Origin of the sequence: Paenibacillus sp. 102 (genome assembly GCF_039549175.1) — a bacterium.
Lineage (GTDB): Bacteria > Bacillota > Bacilli > Bacillales > Bacillaceae_G > Bacillus_A.
Genome location: NZ_JBCGHT010000003.1, coordinates 487,697 through 502,681, shown reverse-complemented (window position 1 = coordinate 502,681; position 14,985 = coordinate 487,697). Strand labels below are relative to the sequence as shown.

General features: G+C 32.5%; 16 protein-coding genes and 1 pseudogene. 14 read left to right on the top strand and 3 right to left on the bottom strand.

The genetic code is table 11. The features are described 5' to 3' along the window. Positions 1-43: 43 nt before the first annotated feature. The gene (locus tag AAIE21_RS11765; protein WP_343266931.1) at positions 44-580 is read right to left on the bottom strand and encodes a GNAT family N-acetyltransferase; all 537 of its coding nucleotides are present in this window, start codon (positions 578-580) and stop codon (positions 44-46) included. Between the two features lie 160 nt (positions 581-740). Here AAIE21_RS11765 and AAIE21_RS11760 point away from each other — a divergent pair, with 160 nt between their 5' ends. Continuing rightward, a complete protein-coding gene (locus tag AAIE21_RS11760; RefSeq protein ID WP_343266930.1) occupies positions 741-1,247 on the top strand; it encodes a DUF3189 family protein in 507 nt (168 codons plus the stop codon). Between the two features lie 34 nt (positions 1,248-1,281). On the opposite strand, the gene AAIE21_RS11755 is transcribed toward AAIE21_RS11760, so the two are convergent. Continuing rightward, positions 1,282-1,992, bottom strand: a complete 711-nt coding sequence (locus AAIE21_RS11755) for a hypothetical protein (RefSeq protein ID WP_343266929.1) — start codon at positions 1,990-1,992, stop codon at positions 1,282-1,284. Positions 1,993-2,556: 564 nt separating this feature from the next. Between AAIE21_RS11755 and AAIE21_RS11750 the strand changes: the two genes are divergently transcribed. The 4 genes and pseudogenes from AAIE21_RS11750 to AAIE21_RS11735 all read left to right on the top strand — a co-directional run bounded on the left by AAIE21_RS11750 (position 2,557) and on the right by AAIE21_RS11735 (position 5,920). Beyond that, positions 2,557-3,759, top strand: coding sequence for an MFS transporter (locus AAIE21_RS11750; RefSeq protein ID WP_343266928.1), 1,203 nt, complete (start codon positions 2,557-2,559; stop codon positions 3,757-3,759). 139 nt (positions 3,760-3,898) lie between these two features. Next, positions 3,899-4,171: pseudogene (locus AAIE21_RS11745) on the top strand (glycerophosphodiester phosphodiesterase family protein); the annotation flags it as partial. Positions 4,172-4,267: 96 nt separating this feature from the next. After that, entirely contained in the window at positions 4,268-5,299 is a 1,032-nt protein-coding gene (locus tag AAIE21_RS11740; RefSeq protein WP_343266927.1) for a serine hydrolase domain-containing protein, read from the top strand. 96 nt (positions 5,300-5,395) lie between these two features. Next, positions 5,396-5,920: a GrpB family protein gene (locus AAIE21_RS11735; protein WP_343266926.1), complete on the top strand. Its 525-nt coding sequence runs from the start codon at positions 5,396-5,398 to the stop codon at positions 5,918-5,920. Between the two features lie 147 nt (positions 5,921-6,067). Here the strand turns inward: AAIE21_RS11735 and pdxR are convergent, their stop codons facing one another. After that, positions 6,068-7,519: a MocR-like pyridoxine biosynthesis transcription factor PdxR gene (gene pdxR / locus AAIE21_RS11730; protein ID WP_343266925.1), complete on the bottom strand. Its 1,452-nt coding sequence runs from the start codon at positions 7,517-7,519 to the stop codon at positions 6,068-6,070. A 152-nt stretch (positions 7,520-7,671) separates the two neighbouring features. On the opposite strand from pdxR, the gene AAIE21_RS11725 reads away from it, so the two are divergent. From AAIE21_RS11725 to AAIE21_RS11685, 9 genes are all read left to right on the top strand, one after another. After that, positions 7,672-8,583, top strand: coding sequence for a DMT family transporter (locus AAIE21_RS11725; RefSeq protein WP_343266924.1), 912 nt, complete (start codon positions 7,672-7,674; stop codon positions 8,581-8,583). A 100-nt stretch (positions 8,584-8,683) separates the two neighbouring features. Beyond that, positions 8,684-9,145 (top strand): GNAT family N-acetyltransferase, encoded by a 462-nt coding sequence (locus AAIE21_RS11720; RefSeq protein ID WP_343266923.1) that lies wholly within the window; start codon positions 8,684-8,686, stop codon positions 9,143-9,145. A gap of 128 nt (positions 9,146-9,273) precedes the next feature. Further along, positions 9,274-9,684: an NUDIX domain-containing protein gene (locus AAIE21_RS11715; RefSeq protein ID WP_343267005.1), complete on the top strand. Its 411-nt coding sequence runs from the start codon at positions 9,274-9,276 to the stop codon at positions 9,682-9,684. Between the two features lie 425 nt (positions 9,685-10,109). After that, positions 10,110-10,367, top strand: a complete 258-nt coding sequence (locus AAIE21_RS11710) for a heterocycloanthracin/sonorensin family bacteriocin (RefSeq protein ID WP_343266922.1) — start codon at positions 10,110-10,112, stop codon at positions 10,365-10,367. 165 nt (positions 10,368-10,532) lie between these two features. Further along, the gene (locus AAIE21_RS11705) at positions 10,533-11,555 is read left to right on the top strand and encodes a serine hydrolase domain-containing protein (RefSeq protein WP_343266921.1); all 1,023 of its coding nucleotides are present in this window, start codon (positions 10,533-10,535) and stop codon (positions 11,553-11,555) included. 53 nt (positions 11,556-11,608) lie between these two features. Further along, entirely contained in the window at positions 11,609-11,752 is a 144-nt protein-coding gene (locus AAIE21_RS11700) for a hypothetical protein (RefSeq protein ID WP_343266920.1), read from the top strand. Between the two features lie 303 nt (positions 11,753-12,055). Then, the gene (locus tag AAIE21_RS11695; RefSeq protein ID WP_343266919.1) at positions 12,056-13,264 is read left to right on the top strand and encodes an L-lactate MFS transporter; all 1,209 of its coding nucleotides are present in this window, start codon (positions 12,056-12,058) and stop codon (positions 13,262-13,264) included. Between the two features lie 658 nt (positions 13,265-13,922). After that, a complete protein-coding gene (locus AAIE21_RS11690) occupies positions 13,923-14,336 on the top strand; it encodes an NUDIX hydrolase (RefSeq protein WP_481858673.1) in 414 nt (137 codons plus the stop codon). Positions 14,337-14,482: 146 nt separating this feature from the next. After that, positions 14,483-14,941: a hypothetical protein gene (locus tag AAIE21_RS11685; protein ID WP_343266918.1), complete on the top strand. Its 459-nt coding sequence runs from the start codon at positions 14,483-14,485 to the stop codon at positions 14,939-14,941. Positions 14,942-14,985: the final 44 nt, after the last annotated feature.

Sequence of the window (14,985 nt, the reverse complement as noted above, 5' to 3'; positions counted from 1 at the left end):
GACTCTTCCGAGTGGATGGTCTTTTTTTACATTGTCGATATCTCTACTGTTTATTTATGTAGTTCTCTTTTTGTTTATTAAATACAAACAAATTAAGTTTTTCAGGATCATTGGGAAACTGAATCAATCGTTCAAACTGCAGTCCTATTTTTTTAAGAAGCTTAGCTGAAGCGTGATTGTCTTGAGTTGTGATCGCCACAATACGATTTAATCCTAACGTACCTTTTCCATATGTCATCACTGCAGAAGCTGCTTCATAAGCGTATCCTTTACCCCAATACTGAGGAAGAAAGGCAAATCCAATATCTACATCCTCTAAAGTATCTCTTTTTACCAGACCACAAATTCCAATCGGAACATGATCCTCCTTTCGTTCTACTAAAAAAAGACAGAAACCAAATTGCTCATACATGCGAATCGATCCATTCAAAATATAGGCCTTTGCATCTTCTAACGTTCTTACACCACGATCGCCTATAAACTGCAACCAAGAAGGGTCATTCAAAAGCTCAAGAATAAACGCCGCATCGTTAGTTGTTTGTAGACGAAGGGTAAGACTCTCTGTTTCAAGAATATTCAAAGGAAATACACCATCCTTTCAGTAATATATCATTATATTCCATCTAGCTTATAAGGGGAATACGGATACCATTATTGTTTTATTACAAGTAAGTTATAAAATCAATGATGAAATGGAGATACTAATAAATATTGAATGTAAATGACAAAGGAATGAGATTATGATTTTTATCTACACTGATTTTGGCGGAACACATACAACTTCACTTGCAGCAGCATACCATTTAAATAAACTTCCAACCGATCGACAACTGACAAAAGAAGAAATTTTAAATGTAGACTATTTCAATAAACTCAAAACTTCAGATATGGGGAAAATCATTTTCCGTGGGCGAGATGAGGAAGGAAATTCGGTTTACACAGTAGGACACGGGACATGCAAGGTAGCGGTGCCGGCTATGAAAAATTTAGGGGAAATTCTTCAACATCACTATCAAAACAATGAAAAAATAATTTTTTCAAATACATCACCAACAGTTCCACTTCCTATGACGTTAGGAGGATTGTTTTCAAGAAGATTACATATTGATTTTATTGGTGTTCCATTACTCATATGGGGAGCGAAATTATGTTGCGATAATATACAACGGCTTGTTAATTATACAAAAGAGGCTGGGAGAATGACTAACGATTATGTAGTTATTTTAGAAAATGAGACTTTCAAATAAAAAATGCAGGATTGTAATATATCCTGCATTTTTTCTATATCAACTCGACTTTTTTTCGAATGACAATTTTATCAATTTCGTCTTCTTCATCACCAATGTATAAGCCACGTTCTTTTAAATATGTTTCAAAATATAAATCTGCTTCTGCACGTTCATCATAAGGTTTTACAGATAACACAAACCCTAATTTATTTTGTTCCTCTAAATGAGAAGTAGATATATAAGCAGGGGTATTATGACGTAAAAAAAGCTCCTTAACAGGAATGATCATATCCTTCATTAATTTTGATAGCATACTCATTTCAAAATCAAAGTTAAATCGGTCAATACTAGATAAGTCCGCAAACACCACTCCGATAAAACCTGTATTAAATACTTCTTGAAATTCAGCATCTTGATTATCGTAAAAATTTTTTTCAATTAAGTAATTTTTAAAATAAGCAACACCATCAGCTTGTTCAAAAGGCTTTGTTGAAAGAACAAAACCGATTTTCTTTTGTTTATGTAAATACACACAAGACATATGCGCAGAAATATTATGCTCTTTAAATAATGAACTTGTTGCTCCTGCAAGACCGTCTAATACATGATGGACAATTTGTAACTTTTTACGGGCGAAATAATAGGATTTTTTTTGTAGTTCCAATGTATCAATAAACACAGAACCGATAAAGCCTGTATTTGAGATAGTAGGTGTATGCTTTTTTCTTCCTCTGCGCTTGTTTTGAGCCATTGTAAAAATCATCCCTTCAAGTACGATTGAAATAAAAAGAACATTTGTTCGTATATTTATATTTTACTATTTAATCGCTATAAAGTAAAGAGATTTTCACCAGAAAACAATAAAAAAGACACCTTTTAAAAGGTGTCTTAAACGTGATAGGGAAGAGATTTCAACCCACTTTATTCGTAATTTATATTATGAAACAGAGACAAGTTCTTCTGCATCGTCTACATCTAAATGACAATCCATTGTACGTACATCTTGATCTTCATGACTTCCGAAATAAATAGTAATTTTCATATGTATCGCTCCTTTATTCTAGGAATACCTAAAATAATTACTAGTAATGTTACTGCCTATTATATACCACTTTTTCCATTTCGACAATCTTATCCAGTTTATAAAATTACTTTGTGAATATTAAGAATTTTTGTTACGATACACTTAATTAAACGTAAGGAGGAATTCGCATGTTAAAAACTTTAAAAACATTCTCAAGTGAAGGAAGAGGAGTGAAGAGCATTTAAGCTAACTTAACATTCCTGCTTCCGCAAAGAATATAAATATCGGAAAGTAGGAGAACGTTTGAAGGAATATACGCTAGCAAAACATAATATTTCTATTTTATTTTGGGTTCATTTTTTTGGAACCATTAGTTTTTTACAAGCAGTTATGACGTTGTTTTATGTGGAAAGAGGTTTAACTCCTTCCAATATTTTCATAGTATTGATGTGCTGGAGTGGAGCGGTTCTAATTGGAGAAGTACCAGCAGGAGTGTTTGCAGATCGATTTGGTTTAAAACTCTCTTTTATAACGGGGGCTTTTATAAAAATTGCAAGCATTTCAATTTTAATCTTTGCTGATAACATATGGTTCTTTTGTTTATATAGCTTATTAAATGGTTTATCAGTCACTTTCTTCTCAGGTGCTGATGAAGCCTTAATCTATGAATCTTTAAAAGAAACAAATGAACAACATCTTATGGATAAAGCGATGGGTAAAATTCAATCAGCGAGCTTTATTTCAATGTTGATTGCTGTTGTTTTCGGATCTTATTTTGCGAGAGATTTGAAGGAAGAGCAATTTCTAATTTTAATTATACTTGGGCTGCTGTTCCATTTCATAGAATTGATTTTACTTTTATTTACAAAAAATCCAAAAGCGGGAGTTAAATATAATGAGTCATCGTATGCGCAAGTAATCGAAGGAATACAAGTGATTCGAAAAGCACCTCAATTACTCATCATGTTCTTAAATATATCACTTGTATTTATTCCAGCGAGTGCAGTTTTTGACAACTATGATCAATTACTTTTGAAAAATGCAGGAGTTCCCGTATTTGCAATTGGTATATTATATGCAGTTGCTGCAATAGGCGGATATTTTGCATCCATTTCAATAGGATGGTTAACCCAAAAATTCTCTCGTATATTTTTATTAAATCTTTCAGGTGCATTCGCTGTCGGAGGATTACTATTAGCAGCGTGCTTTGGAAATACGTTATGGATCGTTTTAGGTGTATTTATTATATTGCGATTTGTAAGGGCGATAAGATATCCGATTTATTCGCAACTGAGTAATGATATAATCCCATCACATGTACGTGCAACAACAATTTCGTTGTTATCAGTCGTTGATTCTGTGCTAGATTTAATTATTTTTGGTACGTTATCTTTACTTGCTGTATATGGATTGCCAGTTATGTTTATCGGATGTGCTATTATTGCGCTGATAGGTACTTGTTTACCCATTAAAGATATAAAAGAGGTACCTCATAAATCGTATTAAATAGACCATTCTTTAAGGCGTGCTTAAGCCTTAAAGAATGGTTATTTTGTTATAAATCCTTAATAACATATTTATACGTACTTACATTTTCTCTTATAATATATACATAGAGTATAAGACTAGGAGTTAAAATATCATTATGAAAAAAGCACTTATTACTACAACTATTTGCATCTTAATAGGAATAAACATTGCTGTTTTACAGCAAACAAAAGAAAAGAAGTATATTAAAGCTAAGAATCAATCAGATCATATAATAACGATTGCTCATAGAAGGGCAGCCGCATATGCTTCAGAACATACAATACCAGCCTACAAATTAGGTCAACAATTAAAAGGTGATTATATAGAAATAGATCTTCAAATGACAAAGGACGGGCACTTAATTGCTATGCATTACGAAAGAAGTAATATTAATTCATTTCTGAGAATAAAACTTGTTAATGATGGAAACTAGTAACAAAAAAGATAAAATCAACGGTAAAAATACAATGACGGAAGGATGCGTATGGAAAGAAAAATCGAAAAAGTTTTCAGGAGAACGAAAAGTTCAAAACAAATACATGAGTGTGTTCTACTTGTCGAAAACACAAATGGAGATTTTTTATATAGTACCGGGTACGGAGGGAAAAATATAGATACACCATTACTTATGGCAAGTATCACAAAATTATTTACGACCACTTGTATATTTATTTTAAGAGAGAAAGGCAAGCTGTCACTTGATGACGAAGTAACGAAATATTTTAAAAGGGAGACTTTGAATAATCTCCATATTTATAAAGGTCACGAGTATTCTTCAAGTCTTACACTCTTAAATTTATTATTTCAAACAAGCGGATTACCAGATGCATTTGAAGAAAGCAGTAATAGTGTTAAAAAAAGTGTCATCCATAAAGATATGTACATTGATTTTGATGAGATGATAATATTGACTAAGAAGTTGAAACCACACTTTGCACCTGGCACGATAAAAAGAGCTTATTATGCAGATGTAAACTTCGACATGCTTGGAAAAGTAATTGAAACAATTACGAATTCAACATTAGAAGATGCATATAACAAGTTGATTTTTGCCCCCTTAGAGCTCAAAAATACTCATCTATTAGAAAATGAACACGATTTCGTTCCTAATCTTTTTTATAAAGATGCTGCTCTTTCCCGTCCGAAATTCATTAAAAGCAGTCGCGCTAGCGGTGGTGGTATTTCTACAACTCGTGAATTAATGATATTTATCAAAGCTTTCTTTGGAGGAAAGCTGTTTAATAAAAGTATTTTTCATGAACTAAAAAGATATAACAAATTACAAAGTTCAATGTTTCCAATTCAATATAGTAGTGGATATATGCGAATTCCATTAAATGATCTTGCAACACTTTTTATGGGAAAAGGTGAGTTGATAGGACACTCCGGCACAACAGGATCATTTGCGTTTTATTATCCTTTGAAGGATTTATTTTTTGTTGGAGATCTAAATCAAATGTCAAACCCTTCACTTCCTATACGCCTGGTGATGCGGCTTGCTATGTCACTAAAATGAGAATGCTAGAATCCATTTTGAGCGGTCTTTTATCCCAATGGATTCTTTTTATTGTATTAGGGAAAGAAATGAAATAATGGTAAGGAGGAAACGGTAGTGGCTGGAAAAACGAGAACGATAGAAATTATGCCTTATAATTCTGTATGGGAAACAGAATTTAAGAAAATCAAAAAGATGCTTGAAGGTTATATCGGTGATTTAATTTTACGAATTGAGCATGTAGGAAGTACCTCTGTTGAAGGCTTAGCAGCGAAACCAATTATTGATATTGACATAGTAATAGATAGTTACGATATTTTACCTGACATCATGCAACGATTAGAAAATGAAGGGTATCAACATCAAGGCAACTTAGGCATTGAAGGACGCGAAGCTTTTCAAAGAACCTATAAAGATGATTTCATGAAGTATTATCTCTATGTTTGTCCAAAGAATGGGAAAGGCTATTTAGAGCATGTCACTTTACGTAATTATTTATCAGTTAATGAAACTGCACGTAAAGAATATGAAGAATTGAAATATAGATTAGCTGAAAACTATCGATATGATATTGATCGTTACTGTGAGGGGAAAACAAATTTTATAAAAGGTATTTTGGATAAGACGATTTATAAAAGTTAGAAAGGAATAAAAAATGAGAATTGCTACCTTTAATATTTGGAACAAGCAAACGTTATGGAAAGAACGATTAAATGCTATTTGTGAAGTAGTAAAGAAAATTAATGCATTCATAAAAAATCCTCTTCTTTTAAAGGAGAGGATTTCTTACTATGAATCTATCAACTCTCGAACAATTCCATTTAATTGGTAGATTCCTTTTGTAAGATCTTCCACAGATGCATAGCCATACGAAAGTCGAATATGTTGATCAGACTCTTCTCCATAAATACGTCCTGGATTAAGAAGTATCCCTTTAGATAACGCCTTTGAATATAGTTTTCTCATTAGAATTTTCGGCTTTATTTTTAACCATATAAAAAAACCACCACTAGGAATATTCCATTCTGCAATATTTTTAAAATACATATTCAATGCTTGAATCATTGCTTTTCTTCTTACCTTCAACTGCGCTCTCACAGATTCTACATGCTCCTGATATAAACCACTAGATAACCACTTTTCAGCAACTCTTTGTGATAAAGAACTAGAACCATAATCCGTTTGCATTTTTATATCTGATAATCGTTCAATTACAGGCTCGGGACCGATAATCCATGCAATCCTTAAACCTGGACTTAGTGTTTTTGATAAACTACCGATATGTAATACATGTCCGTGTTTATCCATTGCTTTTAATGGAAGAGGGGGTGATTCATCAATCCATAACTCTCGGTAAATATCATCTTCAATAATAGGAAGTTGTTCTTTCTCACATACTTTTATAAGTTCTTTCCGCCGATTTTCTGACATTAAAGTTCCGGTTGGGTTATGAAAACTAGGAATAGAATATAAAATTGTTTTCTCTCCAGTGTATTTATTTTTTCTAGATAAATCACTTGGTAAAATTCCTTGATGGTCCATTGATACTCCTGATAAATGCATTCCTGCTGATTGGAATACATGTAGCGAATAGAGGTAAGAAGGTTGTTCAAGTAAAACTATGGATCCCTTATGTAGAAGACCAATAGATATCAACTGTAAAGCTTGTAAGGCTCCAGAGACAATTAATATTGAAGACGGAGAAACATGAATACCAAATGACTTTACATAATTACGAATAGCTTCACGTAAAGGTAGAAAACCCTTTGGTTCTTCGTATCCGAAAACAGTGAGATTTTTAGATACTTCTTGCATGACTAACTGCATTTTTTCTAATGGAAAAATATCAGAAGCAAGTTCGCCTTTACTAAGGTGAATGAATTTTTTATTTGATTCGACCTCATTAATTTCTTGAACCATTAATTTACTAGGTTTATGTAAACCTGCTTTTACATAATCATCCCAATTAGGCGGTGGATCAACAGCTAATAATGACCATGTATTATTGACGACAATCGTACCCATACCCATTTTTCCTTGAATTAAACCATCTGCAGTTAATTCCTCTAGTGCAGTAATAACCGTACTTCGATTTACATCAAATATCTGTGCCAATTTTCGTTGACTTGGGATTTTACTACCTATCGGCCATTCACCATTTGTAATCTTTTCTTTCATATACTCCATAATCTGTTGGTATTTAGGGGATTGTTTATTCAACTTTCGATTATATGTACTCATAAAAAGCCCACCTTTTTTCCACTAATGAACTGTAAAGTGGTTGGTTTTTTCATTAAAGAACTGGTTGAAGACATTTTATCAACGATTGAATATTATGAAAAGAAATAATTGGAAAAGTGGTTGGTTTTTTCTATATGAAAGGAATGAATGATATGAAAAATAGTAAATGGAATTTCCGTATTTTATTTGCGCACTGCATTACTATTGTTCTTTGGGGTTCTGCATTTCCTGGAATTCGTGTTGGTCTTGAAGCATATACACCGGAACACCTTACACTACTACGTTTACTAATCGCTTCATTCGCTTTATTTATTTTTGCAGTCATAAGTAAAATGCGTCTACCAGAATTAAAAGACATACCAGTAATATTCATACTAGGCGGCTTAGGTTTTACCGTTTATCATATCGCCTTAAATTATGGAGAGAAAAATGTGAGTGCAGGCCTCGCAAGTTTGATTGTATCAGTCACTCCTATCTTTACTGCAATTCTTGCTTGTATATTTTTTCGTGAAAAATTCAAATTATGGGGATGGATAGGAGGGGCGGTTAGTTTTATAGGAGTAGCATTCATATCAATTAGTACTGGAGATGTACTCCAATTCAACACTGGCATACTACTTATACTGCTTGCTGCATTTTCAGAAAGTCTATTCTTTGTTTTTCAAAAACCCTTTCTAAAACAATATGGAAACCTATCGTTTACTGTATATACGATATGGGCAGGAACTTTATTAATGCTAATTTTTTTACCAGGACTCGGCTCTGAAATAGTAAAAGCTCCTATAGAGGTTACCCTTAGTGCTGTGTATTTAGGTCTTTTTCCAACTGTACTTCCTTATATCGCTTTGGCTTATATAACTTCTCATGCTGGAGCCTCTGAAGCAACGAGCTCACTTTATTTAACACCAGCGTTTGCATGCTTTATCAGTTGGATATGGTTAGGAGAAGTTCCAACTACGTTATCTATAGTTGGTGGTGTAATAACAATATTTGGCGTTGTACTTGCGCATATAAAAAGCGAAAAAGATCACCACATACGAGTTGAAAAAGTAAAAATGGAATGAGAAGAATATAAAAGAAGAATATAAATTAAGGGCGTTTTTCTTATCAATTATTTGTATAGTTTCAATGATTTCATAATCTGTTATTTCAAAGGAGTTACATATGGTAAACATACAATTGAAAATCGTGACCAGGGAAAACTGGGAAGAAGCAATAAAATTACAAGTATCTAAGAAACAAAATCTCTTTGTACCACCTGTAGCTGTATCACTTGCAAAAATATATATAAAACCAGATGGTGACAATGTAGAATATATACCATTTGCTATATATGACAAAGAAGTTATGGTTGGGTTTATTATGCATGCCTTCGATAGAAGTACAGTAGACATGTATTGGATTAATGGGTTTATGATCGATGAAAAGTATCAAAGAAAAGGACATGGTAAAGCAGCCTTATCTGAAATGATTAGATGGATTACTAATCATTTTTCTCAGTGCAAAGAAATTCGACTAACTGTTCATAAAGAGAACATTGCAGCAAAAAATTTATATAAAAACTATGGTTTTATAGATCTTGGTCATGTTTATGAGGGAGAACAAGTTTATCGTTTACTTGTTTAGTTTAGAAGATTATTTAAAGGTGTATTTAAAATCTATTCACGATGGTTATAGACGAACAATAAATAGTAGAAGGATGTAACGAAAATACATACTATAAAGCAGTTACTCCATATATTGTAAGAGGAATTATTATAAAAAATAGAAAGCTTTTAATAGCAAATTACAAAGGGCATCATTTTTTTCTACCAGGTGGTCATGTGGAATTAGGAGAACCTGCAGAATACGCATTAATTCGGGAACTGAAAGAAGAAATAGGGATAGATTGTGAAGTTAAGCGCTTTTTAGGAGTGATTGAAAACGAGTGGCAAGATAGTGAGACTCTTCATTATGAAATTAACCATGTTTTCGAAATCTATAGTAAAGACTTACATAGTGAGATAGCACCGATTTCTAAAGAATCTCATTTGGAATTTCATTGGATCATTCCTAATAATGAAAATCTAATTTCATATAAAATAATGCCCGAACCCTCTGTTCAAAGATTACTAGAAAAGGTACAAAAAGAAGATTTATCAAATTGTTGGATTAGCAATTTATAAAGTATTGATGAAAGGTATTGGGTACTTAAGTGTTAATAATACTGCATAGTACCCAACCTATTCTTAATAACCATTAAAGAAAGTCATCATCCCCATCAAATAAAATAATTGATTCACCTCGATTGTGCAAAAGAAGTAAACCTCAGACCATGCTCCTACAAAGAATATAAGATTCTCTCCTATATTTACAAATGAGAAATTCATATCATTTCATATTTGTAACATTTCTTTTATCATTTCGTTTATAAAAATAGGCAACCGAACAAGGTACATCACCCAGTAAAATCTCATATTTTGTTGTTGTACGTATTGAAATTGGCTTATAGTTTCTATATTTATCGCTGTTTATTGCAGAGATAAATATAGAAAAACAGCGATGAATTGTGCTGGATATAAGCTTTAATTTATAAACGGAGGTTATCAAAATGAATGAGTTTCAACAAGAACTACAATCATTGAATCTAAATGATTATCAAGCTGGAAATGTTGTGTATTGGGATCAACAAAACCAATATCCATATTATTATGTTCAAGAGGATACTCGTCAACAATTCGGTGGTTGTGGACGTTGCGGTGGATGTGGTGGTTGCGGGCGTTGTGGCGGATGCGGACGTTGCGGTGGATGTTTCAGATGTTTCAGCTGCTTTAGTTGTTTTGGTTGCTGGAGCTGGTGGTTCATTTAAGTTTGAAACATAGGTAAAGTTTTGTATGAAAGAAAAGTGCATATACATGATTGAATTGCAAAAGCACTTTTCTTTCATTTTATAGAATAGATAAATTAAAGGATAGTTTCTGTTTCCAACGAATTTAATATTTGATATAGAGTTCATATAGAGGTGAATCATACATTGGATACATATCAAAAATTAGTTTCATGGGTAGAGGATATAAAAGAACGGAATTACAGTTCTGCAGCAGCACTTTGTATTATGAAAGATAATCAAGTGGTACTTGAACATTATAGTGGAAAACATTCTAATACTGAAAACAGTGCCCCTATAACAGCGTCTTCACAATTTAATGTTGCTTCCGCTAGAAAGAGTTACTTAGGCTTAGCAATTGCTTATGCACTATATGAAGGAAAGATAAAGAATCTTGATGATTATGCAGCAAATTATTTTAAAGATTATGATGAAAATTTGCTTGGTAAGACAACCTTAAGACATTTAGTAACACATTCACATGGTTTAAATGAAAACACAGACGGAACGATTTATCGAGAATTTGAACCTGGACAAGGGTGGGCATATAGGGATATTAACGTACGTATGATGACGCACCTTATTTATCAGCTATACAATAAAAGCTTCCCTGTACTATTAAAAGAACGCATCTTTATACCTGCAGGTTTTAAAGAAACCGGATGGAGAAAAAAGCATGATGAGAATTTGGTAAAGGTAATAGTGAATCCCCATGAAGAAGCAATTTGTAGTACCGGGATGTCAGATGATGGAACAGAAAAAAATCTTTTTGTTTCCGTCAGAGAATTCGCCTATTGGGGGAATTTGCATTTAAATGAAGGGTATATAAACGGAAAACAAATTGTACCGAAAGAGGTCATTAAAATTGCAACAAGTCTTCAAAGTCCAAAATACGAAAACATGGACTTACCACAAAACGGATGCTTTTGGTTCGTTCAAAACACACCAGCTTTACAAAGCGAACTTGGTGAAAGGGTACCTAAAGGCTCATATCAAATATTAGGCGTTACAGGACCTACCATTTTAGTTATTCCCAAGTATAATGTAGTCGTTGCTAAAATGTATAACAAAAGATATAACTATGGAGGAGACAACTATCTGTATTATTTACGAGGATTTAGCAATTTAGTCGCTGATGCATTTGCGAAATCACATTTTACATACCAGTAAAAACATTTGAATTAGGGTATAACTACTTTTATAAAGAAAAGGAGTGAACCCTTATGAAAAAAGAAACGAATACAAGTAAAAAACAAAACATTAAAGATACGAGCATTGAGCAAAATGCTATATATAGCGATCCAAAAGATGCAGCAAATATGCAAACTGTTCCACAACCAAAAGATTATGAGGAAATCGAATATTAATTTTTGCTTTTTATAAGACTTTTTTATGAAAGAAAAATACATCTTAAGCCCCATAAAAATAAAGATATCATTTGGTACTATATGTATATAAGCATTTGAAAATGTCTTATCTTAACACAGCTTTTTTACAATAAACCCGTATATAATCTAATCGACAAAAAGACGTTTCTTAACGAAGCGTCTTTTTGTTGATTTTATACAAGATACAAATTTAATTTTCATTTTTAAATTCGTATCTTGTATTTCACCCTGGACATACTAAATTGTGATAAATCATGTCATGTTAAGAGAGGGACAGTTCGAATGAAACAAGCATCTGTAAATCCATGGCTAATTGTCCTAGGCACAATTATTGTGCAAATTGGTCTTGGAACGATTTATACATGGAGTTTGTTTAATCAACCTTTAGTAAGTAAATTTGGCTGGGAACTTAATGCTGTGGCGATAACTTTCTCAATTACGAGCTTTTCTTTATCATTTTCAACTTTATTTGCAGGTAGATTACAACAAAAGTTAGGGCTTCGTAAACTTATTGCAACCGCAGGAATTGTTCTTGGGATTGGATTAATACTTAGCTCACAAGTTTCCTCATTACCATTACTTTATTTACTAGCTGGTGTCGTGGTAGGGTATGCAGATGGTACAGCCTATATCACATCATTATCAAATTTAATTAAGTGGTTTCCAAATCGAAAAGGTTTGATTGCTGGTATATCAGTCTCAGCATATGGAATGGGAAGCTTAATTTTTAAATACGTGAATGGAAGGTTAATTAATACAGTTGGTGTATCGGACACTTTTTTATATTGGGGTATAAGTGTTTTGGTTTTAGTGCTTGCGGGATCTTTCTTCTTACGTGAAGCCGCTACGAATGAAACAGTATCTGAAACTGCAAGTAGGGATTATTCAACCAGAGAAATGTTACGTACAAAACAAGTGTATTTATTGTTTTTTATGCTATTTACATCATGTATGAGTGGCTTATATTTAATTGGTATGGTAAAAGATATTGGAGTTCAACTTGTAGGACTTAGTGCTGCCACTGCAGCTAACGCTGTTGCCATGATCGCAATTTTCAATACCGTTGGCCGAATTGTTCTTGGGACATTATCAGATAAAATAGGTCGATTGAAAATTGTTTCAGCAACTTTTATTATAATTGGCTTATCTGTTTTCACACTCAGTTTTATGAATGTAAACTACGCTATTTATTTTACTTGTGTTGCAAGTGTTGCATTTTGTTTCGGAGGCAATATTACCATATTCCCAGCAATCGTGGGTGATTTCTTCGGTTTAAAAAATCATAGTACAAATTACGGAATCGTATATCAAGGGTTTGGCTTTGGGGCACTTGCAGGTTCATTTATTGGAGCGCTATTAGGTGGATTCCAGCCAACTTTCAATACAATCGGTATACTATGTATTGTTTCCTTTATTATTGCTATTTTCATTCGACCACCGAGCAAAGAGAAAAAGAAAGAAACACAAAAGCTATATCGAAAAGTAGCTTGAAATTTTGTTTGTGTTCTGTATAGAAAAGGGCCCTAATTGAATATTAGGGCTCTTTTGAGAAGGAATTATTTTTTATTTCCAGTTATTTCATAAATAATGTAGTTTAAACTATAGTACGTTACACCAAATAATAACAAAAATGATAGAAATAAAATAAGAGTTATTAAACACCCTCCAATATCTCCATCAAAATTTGCATCTGCATTTGAAAAATTCCAGTCCTTAACTTTGCTGATAATATGCCTTAAAATATAGAACAACACAAAGCAAATGATAAAAGCCGAAGTAAGGTACACTGTAAATTCCCTATGCGATATTGATTCCACTATGTAACAACCAAATCCCACAAATGCACCTAATAGACTTAAAATATATAATACTTTAAAGAATTTTTTGATGTTAACCCTACATTGAATTAAATATTCCCTAAACGTTCTCCGCTTATGTCTTTTCTTCTTATGAGGTTTTATTTCATCCATCTACAATCATTTTTTCTACTAATAAATAAAAATAAATGACACCCTTAACATTCCATATAATTACATTTTAAATTTACTAGCAAGGGGATACAACGCTTTATATAGAACTGTATATTAGGAATTTATTAAGGAGGTTCATATGAAAAAAAGTAACTGTAACATACGCACTACTTTATGATATGTTTCGAGAAAAAGCATTGATGGTTAAAAATATAGGGAAAAATGGTTCTTATTTCACTTTACCAGGCGGTGCAGTTGAAGTTGGTGAAACATTAGCAGAAGCAGCCATTCGGGAAGTAAAAGAAGAGACAGGATTAGATATAGAGGTAGAGGCAGTTTTCTCAATAAGCGAGGCATTCTTTGAAGGAAAAGGGCACCATGCTATGTTTATTAACTTTGTAGGAAAAATTACAGGTGGAGAAATACATATATCAAGGCCTGAAGAAATCGAGAAAATTACATGGATGGAGTTACAAACTGTAGAAACATATTTACGACTTCCCAAACATTTAAAAGATCTATTGCAAAGAAAAGTAACTGTACCATATATTTTTAATGGGACAATTATACAAGTAATAAAGCAAATATTTTAAGATGAAACAGATATGGGAGGAACGATACTTGATAACCAAGAATATCCCACTGAAAATCTATTAGAGTAATCGATTCAAAATATTACTGAAAGTATAACCTTTTAATCATTATGTACAGAAAAAATAGAGGGGGAGGATGGATAACTATGCAAGTATATAACGAAATATTTAAAAGCGAAAAACTTGAGGACCTTATTCTGAATGAAAGCGGAGAAATACTAGAAAGTTTGAATAACAAAGAGTTTTTTATTAGTAGTTTTATTGATTATTTTACAAAAGCATACGGTAATTCGAAATGTAATTACATTGATCTATTTGATATTGGCAGTCCAGACTATATGAAAATCGAATTAATTGACAACAAAGTATTTGTTACTGCTTCTTTGTTTGCGGGATTGTCTATATGGTTAGATAAAAAAGCGCCAGGAAAAGTAACAGCTACTATTGAGGGTGTTTATTCATTTATATTGATTGACAAAGACGGAAACATTATTACATTAGATGAAAAGTTACATCTAGAAGAGGGTTTTTTTGCTATTATAAATTTTAAAGTAGAAAAACTACAAAGTATCGATCAATATTTTGATGACTATACGATTATATAAGTAATGGTTGCTTTACATAATCAGATGATAACGAACATCACAAT

Bases quoted from the DNA above. Each gene is read 5' to 3' on its own strand.
- AAIE21_RS11720 (WP_343266923.1), top strand. From the start codon at position 8,684: ATGGTAAACATACAATTGAAAATCGTGACCAGGGAAAACTGGGAAGAA.
- AAIE21_RS11695 (WP_343266919.1), top strand. From the start codon at position 12,056: ATGAAACAAGCATCTGTAAATCCATGGCTAATTGTCCTAGGCACAATT.
- AAIE21_RS11685 (WP_343266918.1), top strand. From the start codon at position 14,483: ATGCAAGTATATAACGAAATATTTAAAAGCGAAAAACTTGAGGACCTT.
- AAIE21_RS11740 (WP_343266927.1), top strand. From the start codon at position 4,268: ATGGAAAGAAAAATCGAAAAAGTTTTCAGGAGAACGAAAAGTTCAAAA.
- AAIE21_RS11725 (WP_343266924.1), top strand. From the start codon at position 7,672: ATGAAAAATAGTAAATGGAATTTCCGTATTTTATTTGCGCACTGCATT.
- AAIE21_RS11710 (WP_343266922.1), top strand. From the start codon at position 10,110: ATGAATGAGTTTCAACAAGAACTACAATCATTGAATCTAAATGATTAT.
- AAIE21_RS11700 (WP_343266920.1), top strand. From the start codon at position 11,609: ATGAAAAAAGAAACGAATACAAGTAAAAAACAAAACATTAAAGATACG.
- AAIE21_RS11755 (WP_343266929.1), bottom strand. From the start codon at position 1,992: ATGATTTTTACAATGGCTCAAAACAAGCGCAGAGGAAGAAAAAAGCAT.
- AAIE21_RS11760 (WP_343266930.1), top strand. From the start codon at position 741: ATGATTTTTATCTACACTGATTTTGGCGGAACACATACAACTTCACTT.
- AAIE21_RS11690 (WP_481858673.1), top strand. From the start codon at position 13,923: ATGTTTCGAGAAAAAGCATTGATGGTTAAAAATATAGGGAAAAATGGT.
- pdxR (WP_343266925.1), bottom strand. From the start codon at position 7,519: ATGAGTACATATAATCGAAAGTTGAATAAACAATCCCCTAAATACCAA.